The sequence below is a fragment of the Paenibacillus sp. MSJ-34 genome (assembly GCF_018918005.1).
In the GTDB taxonomy this organism is placed as follows: domain Bacteria; phylum Bacillota; class Bacilli; order Paenibacillales; family Paenibacillaceae; genus MSJ-34.
This window is the reverse complement of sequence record NZ_JAHLPR010000002.1, coordinates 83,375-107,619: the sequence shown is the minus strand read 5'-3', so window position 1 is coordinate 107,619 and position 24,245 is coordinate 83,375. Positions and strand designations below refer to the sequence as shown.

Here is a 24,245-nt window from a genome sequence, read left to right as displayed (position 1 = left end):
TCCGTCATAGTGCAATGCCGGCCATGCGCAGCTTCTGCGTATGTTCAAGCCGAAACTCCGTCGGCCGCAGCGCTCCGATCACTTTCCCGTCCGTCTCCGTTTCTTCCTCAAAACGGTATAACGGATTCAGAATCACCTCCCCCCGGCGCATGCCGCTTACTTCGCAAATTTCCATCACTCTGCGCGAGCGGTCGCGCAAACGCGACAAATGAATAATGATATCGATCGCCGAACCGATCTGCTGCCGAACGACATCCACCGGCAAATCGGCCCCGCTCAGCACCATCGTTTCCAAGCGGCTGATCATATCTTTCGTCCCGTTCGCATGACCTGTCGACAAGCTTCCGTCATGCCCGGTGTTCATCGCCTGCAGCATATCCAGCGCCTCCGCGCCGCGCACTTCGCCGACAACGATCCGATTCGGCCGCATTCTGAGCGAAGCCCGAATCAAATCCCGGATCGTCACTTCACCCTTTCCCTCCGTATTGGCATTGCGCGTTTCCAACGAAACAAGATTCGGGACGGTGCGTATTTGCAGTTCCGCCGAATCCTCTATCGTAATGACGCGCTCGTCTTCCGGAATAAACTGGGATAATGCGTTCAGAAATGTCGTTTTCCCCGACCCGGTTCCCCCGCTAATGAAGATGTTGTATTTGGCGCGGACTAATGTTTGCAAGAATTGAGCCGCTTCGCCGCCAAGCGCTCCCTTGGCAACCAAATCCTCCATCGTCATCGGCCGTTCGGGAAATTTGCGGATCGTCATCGTCGGCCCTTTCAGCGCAATCGGCGGCAAAACGACGTTCACGCGCGAGCCGTCTGCCAGCCTTGCGTCCACAATCGGCGACGATTCGTTGACGACACGGTTCACTTGCGCTACGACGGATTGGATAATATCCTCCAGTCTTTCCCGGCTCTCGAACGAGACGGATACTTGGCGCACCTGACCGTCTTGCTCGATAAATATTTCCTTATGACTATTGATCATAATTTCCGTAATGGCCGCGTCTTCCAGAAACGGCTGCAACACATCCAGCCCGCGGAAGGAGTGGAACACTTTGCGAACGATCTCCCTTTTATCCGCAGCGGTCCATCGCTCCCGTTCCGCACGCCGGAATACGGCGGATTCGATATGTTCGAGCAATTCTTCGTCTCCGGTGGAAGCCGATAAATTCAGTCCGGCGCGCACTTGATTGCGCAGCTCGAGCACCAGCTTTTCATTCATGTGGCGATATCCCTCCGCGCTCCGCCGCCGGTTCCGCTTCCCGCTCCCATTCCCCCCATGCAAAGCTTCAGCACCTCTGTTTGAAACACGGGCGAGAGCAAGAGCAGCTCCGTTCGATTTACTTGTTTCCATGAGGGCACGTAAGGAAGATAACCGTATATTTGCATATCCGAGCCGGCCGGCCGATTCGTCATTTTTCCCATATACCGATTGACGACAAATCGCGTTTTGCGCAGCATGGCCGCGTATTCCTCGCGATTCGCGTTTTTCATTTGCCTTAGCCAAATATCCGTTTTATGTATGCTCGAAACATCGTCCTGCGTAAGCCATATAATGCTGTCGCTCCGGGAAAGCGCCGTTACATTCCTTTCATGCAGCGACGACTCCAGGTCGACGAGTATCACATCGTATCCGCCGCAGTCCGCCATCAAATCCAGCAATGTTAGCGTATCCGCCTTCGTCATTTGCATCATTTCATCGGCATGGTCGATCGGCTCGAAGTAATCCGCCTTTGTTGCCGGATCATGCGATTTATATTTCAACGGCGTAAGCGCCGTTTCCGGCGGTTGTTCCCCAGCCCGGTTCTGTTCCGCCCCGGATTTGGCCGCGGCATGGCCTGCCTTCATATAATAAAGAAACTGAGCGAACTTGTTGGATTGACCCGATGTAGGCGTCGCGCCGAAAAAGATTCCCGAACTGTTCAACGTCTCCAGATTCAAATAAAAAACCCGTTCTCCCCGCAGTCCCAACTGCTTGGCCGCATTTAGCGCAACCGTCGTCTTGCCGATGCCGCCGACCGCCGAATAAAACGCAACGACGCGTGCTTTGCCTTGCATTTTCGCAAACGATAAGGCTTGTCCCCGTTCCGCCACGTAGGCGGATAACAAGGAGGAAAGCAGCACGTTTAAAGGTTGATATTTTTTCACAGCCGTCCATTTGCCGTTTGGCCGTTCCAAGTCGTTTTCGACCAATTCAACGATAACGTTGCCAGAATGGTGCCCGTTTGACACCGAGTCCAAGAACGGCGTTTCCGCCGCCAGCAGATCGAAGTAAGGCTGCAATTGAATATAATGACGCAGCGTATCGGGCTGCGAGAACGATTTAACCGTTACTTTGTGCGCGTATTCCGACGTTTCCACATACCGCATAAACAGTTCGATATAATACTTGTCCGCCGACGCCAAAATCATTTGAATGCGATCCATAAGCCCCTCCCCAACAAAAAACCGCCAACAAACGCAGTGATCCTGCGTTTTGTCGACGGTGCTTCCGTTCGTTCCATGGTATTCTACGCTTATCGTTTTTTTCTGTCCAACACCTCCCGGTCCGTTCCCTCTCCGCACTGTCAACACGACGGCTAGGTGCATAAAGAACAAAAAACCGCCAACAAACGCAGTGATTCTGCGCTTCGTTGACGGTGCTTCCGTTCTTCATCATATCATTTCGTTGAACATAGAATATCACAGCATTTTACAGTTTGCAAGATTAATTTTTTCCGTTCATACTATGTAAATGGCAATCATCTTGAACATACATAAGGAGTTTGGAAAGTATGCGCACATTGAAAAAAACGTTATTATGCTTTGCCGCGCTGGCGGTTATGCTTGCCGTTATCGCCGGCTGCAGCCAGGACAACCAGCAAAGCGGAATGATCGATGCGAAAATCGTCAGAGTGGTGGACGGCGATACGATGGAGGTGTCGTTCCAGGGCAAAAAGGAAAAACTTCGCCTTCTGCTCGTGGATACGCCGGAAACGGTTCATCCGAACAAACCGGTCGAACCTTTCGGACCGGAAGCCTCGCAATTTGCCAAAGAGACGCTCGAGGGCCAAAACGTCAAACTGGAGCTGGACGTCTCCGAGCGGGATAAATACGGGCGTCTGCTCGCTTATTTATGGATTGGCGACCGCATGTTTAACGAAATGCTGTTGGAGGAAGGGTTGGCGCGCGTCGCCTACGTCTATCCGCCGAACGTGAAATATGTGGATCGGTTCCGGGAAATTCAGAAAGAAGCGCAGTTGGCCGAGCTCGGAATATGGAGCATCGAAAATTACGCGACTGACAAAGGCTTCGATGCGGATATTGCGGCGAAAGCGCAACAAAATGCCCCCGAAAAGAAAGGTTCGAGCGCGAAGTCGGTTACCGGCCAGGAAAAATCATCGTCCCAAATAGAAGAGACGAAAGATAAATCCCAAACTACGGCGGGCTGCAAAAATCCGACGATCAAAGGAAACAAGAGCAAGAAAGGCGAGTTGATCTATCACGTGCCGGGCGGTCAATCTTATGAAGTAACCAAAGCGGAGGAAATGTTCTGCACAGAGGAAGAAGCGCAGGCTGCGGGATATCGTAAGGCGAAAAGATAGGGAGCAAACTTTTAGTAACATACGCCTGCGCCTGCGACGAACCCTCGTTCCGCAGATCCATACTTTCTCTAATTATGTCCAAACACTTGACAAACGAAAGTATAAGAAGTGGGGGTTACCTAGTGTTTGTTCTTATATTCCATGCTTACTAAATTATTTATAGGTAGTCAGATGCTCATAAAGCCTATTGGAAATATTAGAAGCAGATTCATATTTAAGTTCTTCCTCTGACAAAAAAATAAAGTATTTATTATGCATTAATACTTCGTAACTTGGATAATCAGTAATAATTTGAATACAGTAATTGCCTTTAATATTAATACCCTCCGAATCGAGTCTTTGTCTTAGTGTTTCACTAGTATCAGAAATAAGATTACTCGAAGCATAATCTAGTTTATTTTGGAGTTCTGAATTATGCCAATATTCAAAATAATCATTCCACTTTTTCACAAAAAAACTCTTTGATTTGAATAGATTGCAAAAAAAATTAGTTCTATCCATAATATATTTATTATCCCACTGCACAAAATCTCTGTTTGACAAATAAATTGTGTTTGGAGTGAAAGTCGAAACTAACTCGTTCCATTTTTCTATAAACACATTTGGAAAACATTCGTTAAATATTCGTATTCCTCTATTATCATTTCTAACCTCTAGTTTATAATTTTTATCCAAATAAATCATGAAATTGAAAATTATTGATATATTATTTGATAGTGAGAATGTCATCTTACTACTAAGCCTCCCAAAAAAATCAAGCAACTTCTGGATATTATCCAGAAGTTGCTCTAATAAATATTATGGTATGACAACACTAACTTCACAATTTGGTACAACCCACGAGAGTTGACCATTAGTGTCAATCGCAACTCCTGTTAATTCAGCTATATAAACCCCGCTTGATAATCCACCTAAATAAACTTGTCCACTGACGGAACTACCTACCGCACCGACTCCTTGGATACCATACGACTCTACTAATACACCTGATGATGTTTTAATTCTCACTTCACCATTGAAATAATAGCCCAGTGAAAATTTGGGATTTACTCGCCAATGTACGGATTTTGATCCAATACCGGTATAGTTAATCGCAGCAGATCCATAATTCCCAGTACAAGTTACATTAATCTTTATGACTCCGTTTTCATCTCTGCACTCAACTTGCATAGGAACAACTACAGTTCCCCCTTCCAAATTTGTTATATCTTGTTCAAGTTGTCTGTCATATGCAAAGGAAGTGGGTATAACCAAAATAGAGAAAATAAAAAATAAAAATAGTGAGACGGCTTTTTTATACATCTTAACCCTCCTAAGTTTTATTTTTACATTGAAAATGATACCATATTAATTTTAATATGTAAATATACCCAATTTTAGGTTATGTTATATAAATCTCTCATTTAGTTCGAAGCATAGAGTCGGAAAATTCTGTGCTTCGAAAGTGCAACACTGAGAAAACGTGAAAGTGCTCCAAATCTTTGGTAGAATATCGTTTATGTGCATACCATCACCCAGTACGACGCGCTGTTAATCCGTTTCGCCGTTCGTCCCCGAATTACCAACCGAGTTACAAGAGCTTTATCTAGAGAGTATCATGTTAGCATTAAAAATGCAGCCCCTTCTCCGGAGAGATCAGGGCTGCATTTTTCGCTGCATAGTGTCGCAACGACATTTACCGTTTAGGTTCGCGAATATGCGGCTTCATATCGATCATGTTGTCGATATTTTGCTCGAACTTGGCCATCCGTTCCTGCATATGCTTGCGATGCGATTCCAGGAGCGTTTTTTTCAAGACGTCCCGCGAAACGCCCTGCTCTTTGGCGATTTCGGCCAGCGTCTTTCCGCTCTTCATTTTTTCGAACAGCGTTTTCTCGTCCAGCTTCAACACGCCGAGCAGTTCGGGGCTCGCGATCCATCGCATGCGGAATTTCTTTTTGCAATCCCCGTGACAGCCGCGTTCCTCCTGCGCCTTTGCGCCTTTATCTGCCGGATCGACGGTTTGGGCAGGCGCCGCGTTGTCGGCATATGCGCTAAAAGGAATCGCCAACGCCAATACGGCCGGCAAGACGATCCTTTGCAACCACTTGTTCATAAAGTTTGCCTCCTCATACATTTTTTGGACTACCTTATTAGTATGTTCAGCAAACCTTAAAACAAGCTTAATGAAACATAAAATTTTAACCGGACGAACAAGCCGATTACAGCCTGAACGGCGCCAACCGCTCGTTTAACGTTTTCGTCGCCGCGTACACTTGCCGGTATACGTCGAATAAACGGCTGTATTGCTCCGCCGCCGCAGCATTCGGCTCAAAACGGCGCCCTTGCTTCACGAATGCTGCGGCGCATTCCGCGAGATTCGCAAACCAGCCGCAGCCGACCGCAGCCAGCATTGCCGCGCCAAGCCCCGGCCCTTGCTCGTTCTCGAGCGTCACGATCGTCGCATTGAATACGTCGGCTTGCATTTGCAGCCATACGTCGTTCTTCGCCCCGCCGCCGATCGATACGATCGAATGCAGCGACTTGCCCCGCTCCCGCAGCATTTGCACCGACTCGTTCAAGGAGAACGTGATGCCCTCCATCACCGCGCGCGACATGTCGTCCCGGCCGTGCGAGCCGTCGAGCCCGATAAAGCTGGCGCGAATAACCCCGTCCGCATGCGGCGTGCGTTCCCCGACCAAGTACGGCGTGAACAACAATCCGTTCGAGCCGATCGGAACGTTCCCAACGCCGGACAAAAGCTCGTCGAACGATTCGCCGGCCCCGCCGCATACCGACCTCCACCATTCCAGGCTGTAGCCCGCCGCCAACGTTACGCCCATCACATAGAAAGCTTCCCGCTCGCCATGGTTGAAAAAATGCAGCTTGCCGGCAAAATCGCGGTCTTTCTCCTCTTCGTACGCGAGGACGACGCCGGACGTGCCGATGCTGCACATCGCCACCCCGGGCGACAGCACGCCGGCGCCGATCGCGCCGCACGCGTTGTCCGCCCCGCCGGCGAACACTTTCACCGCGGGGGAAAGCCCGGTCCGCTCCGCGATATCCGGCAGCAGCGTCCCGACCAATGCGGCGGATTCCGCAAGCGGCGGACAAATGCGCGGATCGATGCCGCAAGCTTCGCAAACGTCCGCGCTCCACACTTTGCCCCGCACGTCAAGGAGCAATGTGCCCGCCGCGTCGGAATAATCCATATGGAGTTCGCCCGTCAGGCGGTAACGCAAATAATCTTTCGGCAGCAGAAATACGTCAGCCTGTGCATAGATCTCCGGCTCATGCTGACGGACCCATAGCAGCTTCGGCAGCGTAAACCCTTCGAGCGCGCGGTTGCGCGTCACCTCCAGCAAACGCTCGCCAAGCGTCCGCTCGATGTGCCGGCATTGCTCCGTCGTACGGGAATCGTTCCACAAAATCGCGTTGCGCAGTACGCGACCTTCCCGATCGAGCATAACGAGCCCATGCATTTGGCCGGAAAAACTGATTCCTTCGATCCGTTCCGCCCCGGAACCGAGCGACTGCGCCAATTCGCGCAAGGCCTCGACCGTTTGTTCTACCCAATGCTCCGGGATTTGCTCGCTATAGCCCGATTTTTCATGCAGCAAAGGATACGATTTCGAAACTTCCCCGCGCACTTTCCCTTCCCGGTCTACGAGAAGCGCTTTGACTGCGCTCGTCCCCAGATCCACTCCGATAACATATCTATCCTTCGTCATAGCCTTACTCCGACAGCAGATAACGGTTCAATGTCGCGCGCAGCACTTCTTGACGGCCCGATACGTTGCGGATCGGATGGTTGTGCAGCGCATACGCTTCCAGCGAACGAAGCGTCGCCTTGCCCGAAACCACTTCCAAGCCGATGCCCTCTGTAAAGCTTGCGTAACGGCTGTCGATCGCGTCTTCGAACACGCGGTCTTCGATCAGCTTGGCCGCCGTTTTCAAGCCTTTCGCAAACGTGTCCATACCGGCAATATGCGCATGGAACAGGTCTTCCGCTTCGAAGGAGCCCCGTCTCACCTTCGCGTCAAAATTTACGCCGCCCCGGCCTAATCCGCCGTTTTGAAGCACTTCGTACATCGTTAACGTCGCCGAATACAAATCTGTCGGGAATTCGTCGGTATCCCAGCCGAGCAGCAGGTCGCCCTGGTTGGCGTCGAGCGATCCGAGCACGCCGTTCATGCGCGCCACCCGCAGCTCATGCTCGAACGTATGCCCGGCCAGCGTCGCATGGTTCGCTTCCAAATTCAATTTGAAATGATCCTTCAATCCGTACGTTTGCAAAAATGCGATCGTCGTCGCCGCATCGGTGTCGTATTGATGTTTGGTCGGTTCTTTCGGCTTCGGTTCGATCAAAAATTGCGCGTCGAAACCGATTTCTTGCGCGTAATCGATCGCCATCCGGTATAGATGCGCCAAATTGTCGAGCTCCAGCTTCATATCGGTGTTTAGGAGCGTCTCATACCCTTCGCGTCCGCCCCAGAACACATAGTTTTCGGCGCCAAGCTCCTTGCCCACTTCAAGGCCCTTCTTCACTTGCGCGGCGGCGTACGCATAGACATCGGCATTGCAAGCCGTACCGGCCCCGTGCACGAAGCGCGGATTCGTAAACATATTTGCAGTGTTCCACAACAGCTTTACTTTGCTCGTTTTCATGTAATCTTTCATCATGCCGACGATCGCGTCCAGATTGGCGTTCGTTTCTTGCAGCGTATCGCCTTCCGGAGCGATATCCCTGTCATGGAAGCAAAAATAAGGGACGCCCAATTTTTCGACGAACTCGAAGTTCGCCTCCACTCTCGCCTTCGCCAAATCCATGCCTTGATAACGGTCCCAATCTCTTACAAACGTGCCGGCACCGAACGGATCGGTTCCGTTCGCCGTAAACGTATGCCAATAAGCGACGGCGAAGCGCAAATGCTCCTCCATCGTTTTGCCCGCGACTACTTCCTGCGGATTGTAATGCTTGAATGCCAGCGGATTCGTCGAATCCTTTCCTTCAAATTGAATCGGTTGCACGTTTTTGAAGTATGCCATTTCGGTTCCTCCTCATCGTTTGGTCAAGCGCCCGGACCGACAACCGCGAACGCTTTGCCGTTGATATCGCTATCATAACATGCTATACTTAGTTTGTGCAATGGATAAACTAAGTTTCCAAACGAGATGGATTCATGATAGAATGAACGCATCTTTTTTCGAAAGAGGCTGCTCCATGAAAACGACCGGAGATCAACATTTGGTAAAAAAAATAAATACATCGCTCGTCCTCGAGACGATCAACCGTCACGCCCCTCTATCCCGCGCCAAAGTGGCGGAAATGACGAAATTGAATAAAGGTACCGTCTCCAATCTGGTGAACGAACTGATTGAGAACCATTTGGTTTATGAGATCGGAACGGGGGAATCGAGCGGCGGCCGGAGACCGGTCATGCTGCTCTTCAACAAAGAAGCCGGCTATGCGATTGGCGTCGATCTGGGCGTCGATTATATTTTGACCGTCCTCGCCAACCTGCATGGCGAAATCGTGCAAGACTCGACGGAAACGTTGGCAAGCAAGTCGTTCCCATCGGCAATGAAGCAAGTAAAGGCGGCGATTGAAGCCATGATCAAGCAAGCGCCTCCGAGCCCGCACGGCATCGTCGGAATCGGCGTCGGCGTTCCGGGAATCGTAGACGAAGAGGGTACCGTCCTGTTCGCTCCGCATTTGAAGTGGAGCGACGCCAACGTAAAAAGGCAATTGGAAGCCCATTTTCCTTACCCGGTTTATGTCGACAATGAAGCGAATGCGGGCGCGATCGGCGAGAAAAAGGCGGGGGCCGGCAAAGATGCCGCCAACCTCGTATATATCAGCGTCGGCACGGGGATCGGAACCGGAACGATCATCAACGGCGCTTTGTTTCGGGGGGCCAGCGGTTTCTCCGGCGAAATGGGGCATATGACGATCGAAGCGTTCGGCAAGCCGTGCTCTTGCGGCAACCGCGGCTGTTGGGAGCTCTATGCCTCCGAATCCGCTTTGCTCGAGCTTGCCGAAGAGCGTCTCGCCGTACCCGAAGACGCGAATCTCGACGCCCTTCTCCGTAAGGCGGAACAAGGCGGCGCGGCCGCGATCGAGCTGTTTGAGCATATCGGAAGGTACCTTGGCATCGGAATCGCCAATATCGTCAATACGTTCAATCCGGAACTCATTATCGTCGGCAACCGGATGACCAAAGCCGAACGATGGCTGCGCCCCGCCATTCAAAACGCGCTGGACGAAAGAGCGCTTCCTTTCCACCGCCGGCATGCGGCGCTCGATTTTTCGCGGCTGGGCGTCCGCTCCTGCGCCTTGGGCGCGGCGGACTTTGCCGTCGCCGGTTTCCTCGCAGGCATCAAAGTCGTCGTCCAATAAACAAAAACCATCGCCCGCAGCGAACCGAGGCATCCGCCAAACAGCGGGCTCCGGTCTCGTCCGCAAGAGCGATGGTTTTTCGTTCCCGTACTCGAGCCGCTTATTTCAGTATATCGTCGATCTCGCGCAGTTCCTCTTCGTCGAAATGAAGATTGTTCAGCGCGGCCACGTTCTCTTCGATTTGACTAACGCGGCTGGCGCCGATCAAGGCCGATGTGACGCGTCCTCCGCGCAGCACCCAGGCAAGCGCCATTTGCGCCAGCGATTGTCCGCGGCGTGCGGCGATCCCCTGCAGTTTGACCGCTTTGGCGACGACCTCTTCGGTAATATCTTTCTCCTTCAAGAAACCGTTTCTGGCGGCGCGCGAGTCTTTCGGGATGCCGTTCAAATATTTATCGGTCAGAAGTCCTTGCGCAAGCGGGCAAAAGGCGATACTGCCCACGCCGTTCTCCTCCAGAACGTCTTGCAATCCGTCTTCGATCCAACGGTTCAGCAAGGAATAGGACGGCTGATGGATCAATAGCGGCGTTCCCAATTCCTTCAAAATGCGCACCGCTTCCGCCGTTTGTTCCGCGTTATAGTTGGAGATGCCGACATATAACGCTTTCCCTTGCCGCACCGCCTGGTCCAACGCGCCCATCGTCTCTTCCAGCGGTGTATCCGGATCCGGCCGATGCGAGTAGAAAATATCGACATAATCCAGTCCCATCCGCTTCAAGCTCTGGTCGAGGCTGGCGGTCAAATTTTTCTTCGAGCCCCATTCGCCGTACGGCCCTTCCCACATATAAAATCCCGCTTTGGTGGAAATGATCATCTGGTCGCGGTAAGGAGCGAAATCCTTCTTCAACATCGCGCCGAACATTTCTTCCGCCGAGCCCGGGGGCGGCCCGTAATTGTTGGCCAAATCGAAGTGGGTAATGCCCAAATCGAACGCCGCGCGCAGCATCGCTCGCCCGTTCTCGAACGTGTCGACCCCGCCGAAGTTATGCCATAAACCGAGTGAAATCGCCGGCAGCTTCAACCCCGATTTGCCGCAGCGATTGTACCGCATCGTACCGTATCTTTCCGGATTCGCCTCATATCCCATGTTCCAAACCTCCTGTTATGATTGTAAATGGAACCATATATGTACAATTCAAATACTAAAAGGTTGGGAAACGAAAGTCAATCGATTACCCGAAACGTTCCCGTGCCGATCGTGCCAAGGTTCCCCTCCCCGCCTAAGATGCGGCCGGACACGGTAATCATTTTGCGCGATTGATGCACGATTTCCGCCTCCACGAGCAGTTTGCCGACATGCAGCGGCGCGACGAAATTGACGTTCAAATTGGTCGTGACAGTCTTCTCTTCCGGCCTGGCCGCAAGCACCGCAAGCCCCATCGCATTGTCCAGCAGCGACGACAGCACGCCTCCATGCACGATGCCGATCAGGTTCAAATGATGGGATTCGGCCTCAAGGCTAATCGTCACGGTACGATCGTTCAACTCTTCGATGCGGCAGCCGAGATAGCCCCAGAAGGTTCTCTCGGCGGCTTCTGCCATTCGGCTCATATATGCGAGTCTGTCCTCGTTGTTCGTCATGTGGCGAAACACCTCCTATCGGCCATAAGCGCCTTCCTTTTCAGCCTCGCCCCGACCCGGAGGCCTTGCATGCCGTTACTTCGTTCCGTTCAATTCTTCCTCCAACAGCTTGCGGCGCAGCACTTTGCCGATAATCGTTTTCGGAAGCGATTCGCGAAACTCCACTTTCCGCGGCACCTTATACGCGGCGAGCCGTTCGCGGCACCAAACGTCAAGCTCCCGCTCGCTCAGCGCCGCCCCTTCCTTCAACACGATATAGGCTTTCACCGTTTCGCCGCGATACTCGTCGGGAACGCCGGCCACGGCGGCTTCCTTAATCGCCGGATGCTCGAACAGCACCTCTTCGACTTCGCGCGGGTAAATTTTAAACCCTCCGGCAATGATGACATCCTTCTTCCGGTCGACGATCGCGAAGAATCCGTCCTCATCCATCGTCCCCATATCCCCCGTATACAGCCAACCGTTCTTCAGCACGATCGACGTCTCTTCCGGCCTGTTCCAATATCCTTTCATTACTTGCGGGCCTTTGACCGCCAATTCTCCGATTTCGCCGATCGGCAGCTCTTCGCCCGTTTCCGGATCGACAATCATCGCCTCCGTGTCGGGGAAAGGGATGCCGATCGTGCCGATTTTCCTTTTTTCCCATACCGTATTCGCATGCGTGACCGGCGACGCTTCCGTTAGCCCGTACCCTTCGATCAGCCGTCCGCCCGATAACGCCTCGAACCGGTCCTGCACCTCGACGGGCAGAGGGGCCGAGCCGCTAACGCAAGCTTTGATCGAGGATAAATCGTATTTCCGAATATCGGGATGATGAATGAGCGCGATATACATCGTCGGCGCGCCGGGGAAAATGGTCGGCCGCATTTTGTCGATCGTTTCCAGCACTTGCGCGACCTCGAATCTCGGCAGCAAAATTAACATGCCCGCCGCATACATGCATTGATTGAGCAGCACGGTCAAACCGAATACGTGAAAACACGGCAATGCCGCCAAATACCTCTCCTTGCCCGCGTCCGACCGGTAAAACCAATGATTGACCTGCAACGTATTGACGATCAAATTATAGTGCGTCAGCATCGCTCCTTTCGGAACGCCTGTCGTCCCGCCCGTATACTGGAGAACGGCCGTATCTTCGCGGGCGTTCACTTCCGCGCATACCGGCGTCGCCGGCGCGGCGGACAACAGCTTCGTGAACGATCGTACGCCGTCAACGTATTGAACCGACAAATCGAGGCCGTCTTTTTTTGCTTTGATCGGATACAAAACGTTTTTCGGAAACGGCAAATAATCTTTCATCGAAGTGACGATGACATGCCGCAGATCGGTCTTCGATTGAATATTCAACACCCGTTTATGCATAAAATCGAGCGTCACGATGGCGATCGCTCCGGAATCGGCCATTTGCTGCCTTAATTCGCTTTCCATGTAAAGCGGATTCGTCTGAACGACGATCGAACCGTTCATCAATGCGCCGAAATAAGCGATCACCGTTTGCGGGCAGTTCGGCAGCATAATCGCCACCCGCTCCCCCGCCTCGACGCCAAGCGACCGCAGCGCGTTCGCGAATTGATAGGAAGCGTGCAGCAATTCGCGGTACGTCATACGTTTGCCCATGAAATAAAGCGCGGTATTGTCGGGAAATCGCCTGGCCGACTCGATAAGAAACTCGGCGATGTTATGCTCCGGATAATCGTAAGTCTCTGCTACCTCTTGCGGATAATGACGCAACCAAATCATGGAGGAACTCATGGACGGTTTCCATCTCCTTCCGGCAGGTTTTCGTTCTTGCGATTACACGGTATATTTCTCTCCCTCGATGACGCGAGCCGCGATTTCTCTCTTTAACCGCACCGTGTCGACCGGTACGGAACGGGCCAGTTTCTTCAGGATCGACAACTGCGTACGCAGCGTATCGCCCGATTCCAATGCCGCCAGCGAACGTTTCGCAATCGACTCGATCCGCTCGAACGCTTCATGAACGAATACTTGCGTCATTTGCATCGCATGCCGCGCTTTCGTTTCGCCAACGCGCCCGATCATCTTTTTCGTCCGGACGAGCGCGCTTTCCATGGCGTAAATTTGAATCATCATATCCGCCAAATGGCTCAACATTTCTTGTTCCTCTTCGATGTTCGCCTGATACTTCTGCACGGCGAGGCCGCCAATCATCAAGAAGATCTTTTTGGCCATGGACAGGGAATGCGTTTCTTGTTCCAACGCGCCTTCGAACGTCTGCCCGGGAACGAGCTGCAGCAGTTCGGATTGGAGCGCCTGCAATTTTTCCATGAGCGGCAGTTCTCCCTTTAGCGCCTTTTTGAGCAGCGTGCCTGGCACGAGCAGACGGTTGATTTCATTCGTTCCTTCAAAAATGCGGTTAATGCGCGAATCGCGGTAGATGCGCTCGATTTTGTATTCCTGAATGAAGCCGTACCCGCCGTGGATTTGCACCCCTTCATCGGCCACGAAATCGAGCGCTTCGCTGGCGAACACTTTATTAATCGAGCATTCGAGCGCATATTCCGAGATGCCTTTGGCGGAATGCGCGCCCGCGTCCGGGCTCGTATGATCGATATGCTTCAGAATCATGTCGATCAGGCCGGAAGTGCGGTAAACCATGCTCTCAAGCACATAAGTGATCATGTTCATCTCGGCCAGCTTCTGCCCGATCAGCGGAAAGGAAGATAGCGGCTTGCCGAATTGCGTGCGGGTATTGGCGTATTGCGACGCGAGAGCGATCGCTTCCTTGGCGCCGCCTAAACAACCCGCGCCCAGCTTGAAGCGGCCGATATTCAAAATGTTGAAGGCGATTTTATGTCCTTTGCCGACTTCGCCGAGCAAATGGTCCGCGGGAATGCGGGCGTCCTCGAAAAAGAGCGGACAGGTGGAAGAGCCTTTAATGCCCATCTTTTTCTCTTCCGGCCCAACCGTAAAGCCGGGCGTATCCCTTTCCACGATGAACGCGCTGAAATGCTTGCCGTCCACCTTCGCGTACACGATGAACAAATCGGCAAAACCGGCATTCGTAATGAACGTTTTGGAGCCGTTCAGAATGTAGTGCTTGCCGTCCTCGCTCAACCGCGCCGTCGTCTTGGCGCCGAGCGCATCCGAGCCGGAGGTCGGTTCGGTCAGGCAGTAGGCGGCGATTTTGGCTCCCGTGGCGAGATCGGGCAAATATTTGTTCTTCTGCTCCCGGGTGCCGAAGAAGACGATCGGCAGCGTGCCGATGCCGACATGGGCGCCGACCGACAGAGCGAAGGAAGACGCGCCGGCCAGCACTTCGTTGATAAGCGTCGAGCTGACTTTGTCCAAGCCGAGCCCGCCGAACTGTTCCGGCACATCCGCGCCGAGCAGTCCCAGTTCGCCCGCTTTGCGCATCAGCGAAACGGTAAGCTCGTAATCGAGCTTCTCGATTTGCTCGTCGCGCGGCAATATTTCGCCTTCGATAAATTGCCTGGTCGTTTCCGCAAACATCCGCTGTTCTTCGGTAAAATCTTCCGGCGTCATGAGCAAGTCCGCGTCAAGATCCTCGATGACGAAGCTTCCGCCGGCAATTTTCGTATGCAGTGTGTCCATCCTTTTCTTCCCCCTATCTGTTATCCATGCACTTCAAATACGCCCGCCGCGCCCATTCCGCCGCCGATGCACATCGATACGACCCCGAAGCCTCCGCCGCGGCGGCGCAGTTCGTGAATCAAGCTCGCCGTCAGCTTTGCTCCCGTACAGCCGAGCGGATGCCCGAGCGCGATCGCCCCGCCGTTGACATTGACTTTGCTTTCGTCAAGGTTCAGCGCGCGAATGATGTGCACGCATTGCGAAGCGAACGCTTCGTTAATTTCGAACAGATCGACCTGTTCGAGCGTCATCCCCGCTTGGCGGAGCGCCTTCGGGATCGCTTCGACCGGGCCGATGCCCATCACCTCGGGCGCGACGCCCGCCAGCGCGAAGGCGCGGAACGTGGCGAGCGGCGCAAGGCCAAGCCGCTCCGCCTTGGCGCGGCTCATGACGACGGCGGCCGCGGCGCCGTCGCTCATTTGCGACGCGTTGCCCGCCGTCACCGTGCCGCCCGCCGCGAAGGAAGGCTTCAGCTTGGCAAGCGCCTCAAGCGTCGTCTCGGGTCGCACTCCTTCGTCTTGCTCGAAAGCGAACGTCTTCTCCCATAACCGGCCCTGTTCGTCGACGCCTTTCACGCTCGTCTGCACCGGGACGATTTCGTCCTTGAATTTGCCCGCGGCAAGCGCCGCCGCCGCCTTGCGATGGCTTGACACGGCGAAGCGGTCCTGGTCCTCGCGGCTGATGCCGAAACGCGATGCCACCAATTCCGCCGTATGCCCCATGCCCATGTACACTTCCGGCATCCCGGCGACGATTTGCGGGTGCGGCGCCGGCTTGAAACCGGTCATCGGCACATGGCTCATGCTCTCGACCCCGCCCGCGACAATCGTATCGGCATGGCCGAGCATGACTCGTTCCGCGGCGAATGCGATCGCCTGCAAGCCGGAGGCGCAGAAACGATTGATCGTCGCCGCCGGGACCGTCGCGGGGAAACCGGCGTACAGCGCCATAATGCGGGCGAAGTTCAAGCCTTGCTCGCCTTCCGGCATCGCGCAGCCGATCAGGACGTCTTCCACATCCTCCTTCGCCAGTCCCGGCGCGCGTTCGATGACGGCGTTCAGCACCGCCTTTCCCAAATCTTCCGCGCGCGTTTGCGCCAGATTTCCTTTCTTCGCTTTCCCGACCGCCGTACGGGCGACGGAAACGATGACCGCTTCTTGCAACGTCTCTTGGTTCCGCACGAAATTCACCTCCACTAGTTTGCCCCTCGTTTCATTTCCAACCGTGCCGCTAATTGCGCAGCGGCTTGCCGGTCATCAGCATATGCTGCATCCGCTGCTGCGTCTTCGGCTCCCCGGTCAGGCTGAGAAACGCCTCGCGCTCCAAATCGAGCATATACTGCTCCGACACGAGCGCGCCTGCCGGCGCATTGCCGCCCGCCAGCACATGCGCCAGCTTGCCGGCGATCAGCAGATCGTGATCGCTGATATAACCGCCTTGGCGCATCGCAAGCGCCCCGAGCTGCATGACCGCCTTGCCGTCCTCGCCGGCGACGCGGATTTTCTCTTCGGACGGATGCGCATATCCGGCGCGGTCCATCTCCAACACCGCCAGCTTCGCTTCGTAAATCCGATGATCCGCGTTCACGATCACCCGATCATGCGGCCGCATATAGCCGAGGTTCGCCGTGTCGAAGCCGCTTGTCGATACCTTCGCAAGCGCGATCGTCTCGAACGTCTTGTTCAGGTACGGCTGTACATCCGCTTCCGTACCGGCCGCCAAGCGGCTTGCGCGCAGCGCCATCTCCTTGCAGCCCCCGCCCGCCGGAATCAAACCGACGCCCGTCTCGACCAGGCCGAAATACGTTTCCGCAGCGTAATAAATCCGGTCCGCCGGCATGCACGCTTCCACGCCGCCTCCCAGCGTCATGCTGTGCGGGGCGGCGACGACCGGCTTCTCCAGCCGTTTCAAGTCCATCATCGTATTCTGGAACAAGCGGATAATGGCGTCGACTTCCTCCCATTCTCCGTCCTGGGCTTCCATCAGCAGCAGCATCAAATTGGCGCCGACGCAGAAATGGCGCCCTTCGTTCGCGATGACAAGACCGCGGTAACGCTGCCGCACCTCTTCGACGCTCTGCTGAATCATCGTCAATATGTCCGCGCCGATTGCATTATTCGGCGAATGAAATTCCAGGCAAGCGACATCGTCGCCCAAATCGATCAGGCTCGCGCCGGGATTCGAGCGAATCGTTTTGTTTTGCCGTTTCAGCGCAGCAAGCGATATCGACTCCGGCTTCGTCTCCATCCCTTTATATTCGTTTCGATGCACATAGAACCGCATATCGTTTCGCTCTTCATAGAACGTCTCATGACCGGCGGCAAGCCATTCCTTCACCCAAGCCGGAACGTTCATCCCTTCGCTCTCCATCTTCGCCACCGATTGCCGCACGCCGATCGCGTCCCATGTTTCGAACGGGCCCAACTGCCAGTTGAAACCCCATTTCATCGCCAAATCGATATCCGCGACCGTGTCGGCGATCTCGCCCAATTTATCCGCCGCATAGACGAGCACCCGCTTCAAAATATTCCATGCCAGCTCCGAATAGCGATCCGGCGTAGATAGAAACGCCTGCAGCTTCGCCGGCGCCCCTTTCGCCGCTTTCGCCGCCGTAAGCGAAGCCGAAGAGATGTTGCTTCTCGGCGCATATTCCATCGTCTCCGGCCGCAGCGCCAAAATGTCCGATCCTTTGCCGGGCGTCTTTATTTTTTTATAAAATCCTTGCCCCGCTTTTTCGCCGATCCAGCCGTTCGCCGCCAGCCGCTCCAATAACGGAGGTGCGGCAAAAACCGCCTTTTCCTCCGCGGCCTCCGCCGGAATATTGTCATACACGTTGCGGGCCACATGCACGAACGTATCCAGCCCGACGAGGTCGAGGGTACGGAACGTCGCGCTCTTCGGATGGCCAATCGCGGGACCGGTCGCGGCATCGACCTCTTCGACGCTGTATCCTCCCCGCTCCATTTCCTGCAGCGTCACGAGCAATCCGTATGTACCGATGCGGTTCGCGACGAAATTCGGCGTATCTTTGGCAACGACGACCCCTTTGCCAAGCCGTTTCCCGCAAAAATCGACCATGCCGTTGACGATGTCCGGGAGCGTATCCGGGCCCGGTATCACTTCGAGCAATTTCATATACCGCGGCGGGTTGAAGAAATGCGTCCCCAGAAAATGCTTGCGGAACTCCACGCCGCAATCGGCCGCCATCTCGCGAATCGAAATGCCGGACGTATTGGAGCTAACGATCGTGCCGGGCGTCCATACCTGCTCGATGCGCGCGTACAATTCTTTTTTTAGCTGCAAATTTTCCGTAATCGCCTCGATAATCCAGTCAACCTGCCTAAGCTGTTCGAAATGGTCCTCGATATTCCCGGGGGTTATACGCTGCGCGAACGATAAGTCGTACAGCGGCGACGGGTGTGCTTTCTTTACCCTTTCAATCGCGCCCGCCGCCAAGCGGCTGCGCTCCTTCGGATCGTTCGCGGAATCCTCCTTCCCCTGCTCCGCCGGCACGATATCGAGCAGCAAACATGATATGCCTACATTGGCCAAATGAGCCGCAATGCCCGATCCCATGACACCGGAACCGATTACGGCAGCTTTACGGATCGTTTTCATTGTACGGATGCCTCCCCTTTCGTTTCCCGCGCCGCAACATCGCCGCCAAACACCGATAGCGCCAAAATTTCCGCAACGTCCCGCGCTTTGACTTCATTTTCAACTTCCTTCATCTTCGTTCCGTCCTCCAACATCGTTAAGCAATACGGACAAGCCGATCCGATCATCGTCGGCCGAACTGCCAACGCTTGCTCCGTTCGCGCCAGATTGACCCGTTTGCCCGCCGTTTCTTCCATCCACATTCTGCCGCCGCCCGCCCCGCAGCACATCCCGTTCTCGCGCGCACGCTCCATCTCGGCAAGCTCCACGCCCGGAATAGCCTGCAATATTCGGCGCGGCGGATCGTACACGCCGTTATAACGGCCGAGATAACAAGAATCATGATACGTGATTCGTTCCTTCACCTCGTACTTCGGGACCAGCCTTCCTTCCCGCACGAGCCGATCGAGCAGTTCGGTATGATGCAGCACTTCCGCCTGCAGTCCGAAGTCGGGGTATTCGTTCTTCAACGTGTTGTACGTATGGGGGCATGCGGTTACGATTTTGGTTACGCCGTATTTTTCAAACATCGCAATATTTTCCGCGCAAAGCTGCTGAAACAGAAATTCGTTGCCCATACGCCGCGGCGTATCGCCGGAATTTTTCTCTTCATTGCCCAGCACGGCGAAGTTGACGCCCGCTTCCTGCAGCAAACGAACGAAGGAATGCGTAATCTTTTTGCTGCGATTGTCGTACGCCCCCATCGAACCGACAAAATACAAAAATTCAAAGTCGGGATTTTCCTTGACGGTCGGCACCCGTTTCGTTCGATCCGCCTGATCGCCTCCGGCTTCGACGTCCCCGTACGCCGCCAATTCGCCGATCCATTTCGCGCGGTCCGCGCGGCTTATGCCCCAAGGATTTCCTTGGCGCTCGATATTTTGCAGCGCCCGCTGGCCGTCATGCGGCAAGCTGCCCTGCATCAACACAAGATGGCGGCGCAAATCGACGATCTTATCGACATGCTCGTTATCGACCGGGCATTGATCTTCGCAATTGCGGCATGTCGTGCATGCCCAAATCTCTTCTTCCGTAATGACATCGCCGATCAATTCGATCTGCTCTGCCGATTTGCCGGCGGCAGCGGCAGACCAAAGCATCGTTTGCGCCTGCATCGTCGGGCCGATATCCGTCACCGCTCCGCCGTCCCACGCTCCGAAAGCTTCTTTGGCGTCGCCCATCCGGTGTACGCCCCCGTCCGCGAAGGCGAATTCGGGCACCCAAGGCGACTTTGACGTCAGCGCCGCCCCTTTCTCCGTCAAATGATCGCGCAGCTTCGTAATGAGATGCATCGGCGACAGCAGCTTGCCCGTATTCGAAGCGGGGCACACATTCGTGCAGCGGCCGCATTCCACGCAGGCGTAGAAATCGATCATCTGTTTCTGCGTGAAATCTTCGATCTTGTGAACGCCAAACGATTCGGCATTCTCGTCCTCGAGATCGAGCTTGCTCAATCGGCCCGGAGAATCGGTCCGCCGCAGCCAAATGTTGATCGGCGCCACGATAATGTGGAAATGCTTCGATTGCGGAACGTACACCAAAAATGCGAGAAGCAGCAAAAGATGAATCCACCACGCGATTTCAAACAGGACGGACGCGGCGCTATAAGACAAGCCCCCGAACATGGCGGCAATAAGCGACGATAACGGCGCGAAGGGGGAAAATTCCATTCCCTCCCTCGCCCGCTCGAACGCGAGCGCGAACAGGACGGACAGCATGAGGAAAACGATGAAAAATACGACGATGCCGGGCTTCCACCCCTTTTTTAAACGCTTCAAATTTTCGCCGTACCGCCTGAATGCGGCGTATCCGATCGCCAAGACGACAAGCGCCGCCGTAACCTCTTGCGACAGGCTGAACCAAGCGGCGTCGAACCACGGTATTCCCCGTCCGGCCAACCCTTTGACGATAAGATCGAGCGCGCCGAACTGAACGATGATGAAGCCGTAGAAAATGATCGCATGCATCGCGCCGCTTTTCGGATCCTTCAACAGCTTTGTCTGTCCGAACGTCTGCGCGGCAAATCCGGCGCTCCTCGCGCCCTCCTTCGTCTCCCCTGCTCCTCCCCCCCAAACGGATTGGCCGAGCTTGACGTACCGGTAACGGCGTTGTACCGCTTGGACAAATAAAACGATCGCATATCCGGCAATTAGTACGAATAGTACGATGCGAATCAGCGTTTCAATCATCGATCCCATCCTTCCGTTTGGAAAATATAACCAGATGATGCCGCAGCCATCCTAGTTTATGGATATGTCCTTGTGTTGGCAAAAATGAGTTTCTTTCTTCATGGAAACGGGAAAACCGACATAGAGTTTAACAATGGTTAATTCAAACAAGCACAAACGGTTAACGAAAGGAGCCGGGTCGGATGAACATTTATGTTTTGCTGAAGCAAACGTTTGACACCGAGGAAAAAGTCGCCGTCCATGAAGGGGAGATCGTGGAAGAGGGCGCGAAGTTCGTCATCAATCCGTATGACGAATATGCCGTGGAGGAGGCGCTTCGAATTAGCGAGCGGCACGGCGGCAAAGTGACGGTCGTTTCCGTCGGGCCCGAGCGATACGCCGAAGCTTTGCGGACCGCGCTCGCGATGGGAGCGGATGAAGCCGTCCTGATCACGGACAGCCGCATTGGAGCGGATGAATACGCCGTCGCGGAGGCGCTTGCAGCGTTTCTGTCCGGACGGAACCCGGAGCTCGTTCTGGGCGGCAACTTCTCCGTCGATAACGGCGCGGGACAAGTTGCCGTACGGCTGGCCCAGCGTTTAGGGCTTCCCCATATCGCCGCCGTCATAAAACTAGATATTGCGGAGGACGGCAAGACGGTCGCACACCGCGACGCCGAGGGCGACGTGGAAATCGTGGAAACGGCGCTGCCGGCGCTGATTACGGCGCAGCAAGGATTGAACGAGCCGCGCTATCCCTCCTTGCCCGGCATTATGAAGGCCAAGAAAAAACCGCTCCAGCGGCTGACGCTGGACGATTTGGAAGGTTTGACGGCGGAAGCGGTCAGCGCGAGAACGGAACGCACCGCATTGTTCCTGCCCCCCCCGCGCAAAGCGGGCAAGCGTTTGACGGGCGAGCCCGCCGATCAAGCGCAGCAATTGGTGCGGCTGCTGCGCGAAGAAGCGAAGGCATTGCAATGATTCCGATTCGTATTCAAGGGAGGAATGTACGATGAGCAACGTATATCTGGTCGTCGCCGAAATTCGGGACGGCAAGCTGCGGCAAGTTTCTTTGGAAGCGTTAAGCGCAGCGGGAAGATGCGCCGCGCCGGGCGATATCGTCGCCGCCGCAGTCGTCGGCCGCGGCGAAGGCTTGCTTGCGGCCACCGACGACCTTGCCGCTTACGGCGCCGAGCGCATTTATGTCGTCGATCATCCGGACTTGGCGCATTATCGCGCGGAAGCTTACGGCGCCGCACTGCTGCAAGTCGTCAAGGAGGCCAACCCGGGCATGATTATCCTGGGACATACGTCGATCGGACGCGACCTGGCGCCATGGCTCGCCTCCGCGCTCGACGCAGGACAAATCGCGGACGTCACAGCCATCGATCAAGAGGGGGATGCGCTGCTGTTCACCCGGCCCATATACGCAGGCAAAGCGTTCGAGAAGAAACGGTTCGCGAGCGGCGGAGGAATACAGGTCGTGACGATCCGTCCGAACAATCTCCCTCTGGCGGAACCGGATCCGGGCCGGCTCAAGGAAATGATCGAAGTGGGATACGGAGCGCCCGCCTTGCGGACGTTGGTGCGTGAAGTCGTGAAAAAAACGGCCGGCAAAACGGATTTGGCGGAAGCGAAATTTATCGTGTCCGGGGGAAGGGGCGTCAAGAGCGCGGAAGGGTTCAAGCCGCTCGAAGAGCTGGCCGAGGCGCTCGGCGGCGCCGTCGGAGCTTCGCGCGGCGCATGCGATGCGGGGTACTGCGATTACGGCTTGCAAATCGGACAAACCGGCAAAATGGTGACGCCGGAAATTTATATCGCCTGCGGCATCAGCGGCGCCATCCAGCATTTGGCCGGGATGAGCGGATCGCGAGTCATTATCGCCATCAATACCGATCCTGAAGCGCCGATCTTCAAAGTGGCCGATTACGGCATCGTCGGCGATCTGTTCGAAGTCGTGCCGCTGCTTACGCAAGAATTCCGCCGGGCGCTCGGCAAATAAACGCCGCACCATGTTGGCCTTTCTTTTGCAAAGTTCCTTTTTCCGACACTCCTGTCGTCCCTCTCCTATGATAACCTAAGAGCATAAACATCCGGAGGAAGGGATACGCAATCCATGACGATACAGACAGAACATCCGCTATATTCTGCGGCTTCGCAATTTATTGCAAAGTGCTACCGCGAGCTTGGTAAAGACGAAAAGGAAACCGCGGATCGATTGGAGCAAATTGCCCGCGAAATCGAGGAGACGAATTTCTACAGACATACGTTCGAAGAATTGGAGTACGGCGCAAAAATGGCGTGGCGCAACAGCAATCGATGCATCGGGCGCCTCTTCTGGCCGTCTTTGCATGTATTCGACGCCAGGGACATCGATACCGAAGAACAAATTTACGAGGCATTGATCCGGCATATTGAATTTGCAACGAATGACGGCAAAATCCGGCCGGCGATCACGGTATTCGCCGCGGCGGGCCATGGGAGGGATCAGGTCCGCATTTGGAACCATCAGCTCATCCGGTATGCCGGGTACGAAACGGAACAAGGCGTCATCGGCGATCCGCATTCCATTCCGTTCACGAAGGTTTGCGAGTCGCTCGGCTGGAGCGGAAAGAGAACCCCATTCGACGTGCTGCCTCTCGTCGTTACGGCCGGTTCCAATTCGCCGAAGCTTTTCGAGATCCCTCCCGCCATCGTCAAGGAAGTTCCGTTGTCCCATCCCGAGTTCGAATGGTTTCCCGAGTTGGACTTGAAATGGTACGCCGTCCCGCTTATTTCGGATATGCGGCTGGAGATCGGCGGCATTTCCTATACCGCCGCTCCTTTTAACGGATGGTATATGGGAACGGAGATCGGCGCGCGCAACTTGGCGGACGCCGCACGCTACAATATGCTGCCGACATTGGCGCATCGCATGGGACTCGCCCCGGCCGCGAACGCTACGCTTTGGAAGGATAGAGCGCTCGTCGAATTGAATATCGCCGTACTCCACTCCTTTAAAAAAGCGGGAGTCGGCATCGTCGATCATCATACGGCGGCACAGCAATTCAAAACGTTCGAGGAACAAGAACGAAGAGCCGGCCGGCCGCTGACCGGCAACTGGACCTGGCTGATCCCGCCGCTCTCGCCGGCGGCGACCCATATTTTTCACCGGAGTTACGACAATACCGAAATGAGTCCGAATTTCCATTATCAACAAGCTCCGTACGCGCGAGACTGAACGGGAATCCGTTTCTTGCGGGCCTGTCCGCTGTATGAATTC

The 24,245-nt window shown here is 54.7% G+C and carries 19 protein-coding genes; 5 read left to right on the top strand and 14 right to left on the bottom strand.

Going from position 1 to position 24,245, the window contains the following annotated elements:
• Positions 1–4: 4 nt before the first annotated feature.
• Together KQI79_RS01580 and KQI79_RS01575 are read right to left on the bottom strand one after the other, a co-directional pair.
• Positions 5–1,222 carry a TadA family conjugal transfer-associated ATPase gene (locus tag KQI79_RS01580; protein ID WP_216536457.1) on the bottom strand — a complete coding sequence of 406 codons (1,218 nt, stop codon included), beginning with the start codon at positions 1,220–1,222 and terminating at the stop codon, positions 5–7.
• Positions 1,219–2,427 (bottom strand): P-loop NTPase family protein, encoded by a 1,209-nt coding sequence (locus tag KQI79_RS01575; protein ID WP_216536456.1) that lies wholly within the window; start codon positions 2,425–2,427, stop codon positions 1,219–1,221. The genes KQI79_RS01580 and KQI79_RS01575 overlap by 4 nt, the downstream gene beginning before the upstream one ends.
• Positions 2,428–2,774: 347 nt before the next feature.
• Here KQI79_RS01575 and KQI79_RS01570 point away from each other — a divergent pair, with 347 nt between their 5' ends.
• Positions 2,775–3,584, top strand: coding sequence for a thermonuclease family protein (locus KQI79_RS01570; protein WP_216536455.1), 810 nt, complete (start codon positions 2,775–2,777; stop codon positions 3,582–3,584).
• Between the two features lie 153 nt (positions 3,585–3,737).
• Here KQI79_RS01570 and KQI79_RS01565 read toward each other — a convergent pair whose 3' ends face one another.
• The 5 genes from KQI79_RS01565 to xylA form a co-directional block, all read right to left on the bottom strand.
• Entirely contained in the window at positions 3,738–4,313 is a 576-nt protein-coding gene (locus tag KQI79_RS01565) for a hypothetical protein (protein ID WP_216536454.1), read from the bottom strand.
• 69 nt (positions 4,314–4,382) lie between these two features.
• Positions 4,383–4,886 carry a hypothetical protein gene (locus KQI79_RS01560; protein ID WP_216536453.1) on the bottom strand — a complete coding sequence of 168 codons (504 nt, stop codon included), beginning with the start codon at positions 4,884–4,886 and terminating at the stop codon, positions 4,383–4,385.
• 373 nt (positions 4,887–5,259) lie between these two features.
• Complete coding sequence (locus KQI79_RS01555) at positions 5,260–5,679, bottom strand: hypothetical protein (protein ID WP_216536452.1); 420 nt, start codon at positions 5,677–5,679, stop codon at positions 5,260–5,262.
• A 106-nt stretch (positions 5,680–5,785) separates the two neighbouring features.
• The gene (gene xylB / locus KQI79_RS01550; RefSeq protein WP_216536451.1) at positions 5,786–7,294 is read right to left on the bottom strand and encodes a xylulokinase; all 1,509 of its coding nucleotides are present in this window, start codon (positions 7,292–7,294) and stop codon (positions 5,786–5,788) included.
• A gap of 4 nt (positions 7,295–7,298) precedes the next feature.
• Positions 7,299–8,612, bottom strand: coding sequence for a xylose isomerase (gene xylA, locus KQI79_RS01545; RefSeq protein ID WP_216536450.1), 1,314 nt, complete (start codon positions 8,610–8,612; stop codon positions 7,299–7,301).
• Positions 8,613–8,787: 175 nt separating this feature from the next.
• Between xylA and KQI79_RS01540 the strand changes: the two genes are divergently transcribed.
• Complete coding sequence (locus KQI79_RS01540) at positions 8,788–9,963, top strand: ROK family transcriptional regulator (protein ID WP_216536449.1); 1,176 nt, start codon at positions 8,788–8,790, stop codon at positions 9,961–9,963.
• A 100-nt stretch (positions 9,964–10,063) separates the two neighbouring features.
• On the opposite strand, the gene mgrA is transcribed toward KQI79_RS01540, so the two are convergent.
• The 7 genes from mgrA to KQI79_RS01505 all read right to left on the bottom strand — a co-directional run bounded on the left by mgrA (position 10,064) and on the right by KQI79_RS01505 (position 21,005).
• Positions 10,064–11,050: an L-glyceraldehyde 3-phosphate reductase gene (gene mgrA, locus KQI79_RS01535; RefSeq protein ID WP_216536448.1), complete on the bottom strand. Its 987-nt coding sequence runs from the start codon at positions 11,048–11,050 to the stop codon at positions 10,064–10,066.
• A gap of 77 nt (positions 11,051–11,127) precedes the next feature.
• On the bottom strand, positions 11,128–11,544 hold the full coding sequence (locus tag KQI79_RS01530) for a PaaI family thioesterase (protein WP_216536447.1): 417 nt from the start codon (positions 11,542–11,544) through the stop codon (positions 11,128–11,130).
• A 75-nt stretch (positions 11,545–11,619) separates the two neighbouring features.
• Complete coding sequence (locus KQI79_RS01525; protein ID WP_216536446.1) at positions 11,620–13,296, bottom strand: long-chain-fatty-acid--CoA ligase; 1,677 nt, start codon at positions 13,294–13,296, stop codon at positions 11,620–11,622.
• A gap of 42 nt (positions 13,297–13,338) precedes the next feature.
• A complete protein-coding gene (locus KQI79_RS01520; protein WP_216536445.1) occupies positions 13,339–15,120 on the bottom strand; it encodes an acyl-CoA dehydrogenase family protein in 1,782 nt (593 codons plus the stop codon).
• A 20-nt stretch (positions 15,121–15,140) separates the two neighbouring features.
• Positions 15,141–16,322: an acetyl-CoA C-acyltransferase gene (locus tag KQI79_RS01515; protein ID WP_216536520.1), complete on the bottom strand. Its 1,182-nt coding sequence runs from the start codon at positions 16,320–16,322 to the stop codon at positions 15,141–15,143.
• Positions 16,323–16,389: 67 nt separating this feature from the next.
• A complete protein-coding gene (locus KQI79_RS01510; RefSeq protein ID WP_216536444.1) occupies positions 16,390–18,777 on the bottom strand; it encodes a 3-hydroxyacyl-CoA dehydrogenase/enoyl-CoA hydratase family protein in 2,388 nt (795 codons plus the stop codon).
• Positions 18,774–21,005 (bottom strand): (Fe-S)-binding protein, encoded by a 2,232-nt coding sequence (locus KQI79_RS01505; RefSeq protein ID WP_216536443.1) that lies wholly within the window; start codon positions 21,003–21,005, stop codon positions 18,774–18,776. Before KQI79_RS01505 ends, KQI79_RS01510 begins: the two co-directional genes overlap by 4 nt.
• 182 nt (positions 21,006–21,187) lie before the next feature.
• Here KQI79_RS01505 and KQI79_RS01500 point away from each other — a divergent pair, with 182 nt between their 5' ends.
• The 3 genes from KQI79_RS01500 (at position 21,188) to KQI79_RS01490 (ending at position 24,203) form a co-directional block, all read left to right on the top strand.
• Positions 21,188–21,964: an electron transfer flavoprotein subunit beta/FixA family protein gene (locus KQI79_RS01500; RefSeq protein ID WP_216536442.1), complete on the top strand. Its 777-nt coding sequence runs from the start codon at positions 21,188–21,190 to the stop codon at positions 21,962–21,964.
• A 31-nt stretch (positions 21,965–21,995) separates the two neighbouring features.
• On the top strand, positions 21,996–22,985 hold the full coding sequence (locus KQI79_RS01495) for an electron transfer flavoprotein subunit alpha/FixB family protein (protein ID WP_216536441.1): 990 nt from the start codon (positions 21,996–21,998) through the stop codon (positions 22,983–22,985).
• 114 nt (positions 22,986–23,099) lie between these two features.
• Positions 23,100–24,203 carry a nitric oxide synthase oxygenase gene (locus KQI79_RS01490; RefSeq protein WP_253297893.1) on the top strand — a complete coding sequence of 368 codons (1,104 nt, stop codon included), beginning with the start codon at positions 23,100–23,102 and terminating at the stop codon, positions 24,201–24,203.
• Positions 24,204–24,245: the final 42 nt, after the last annotated feature.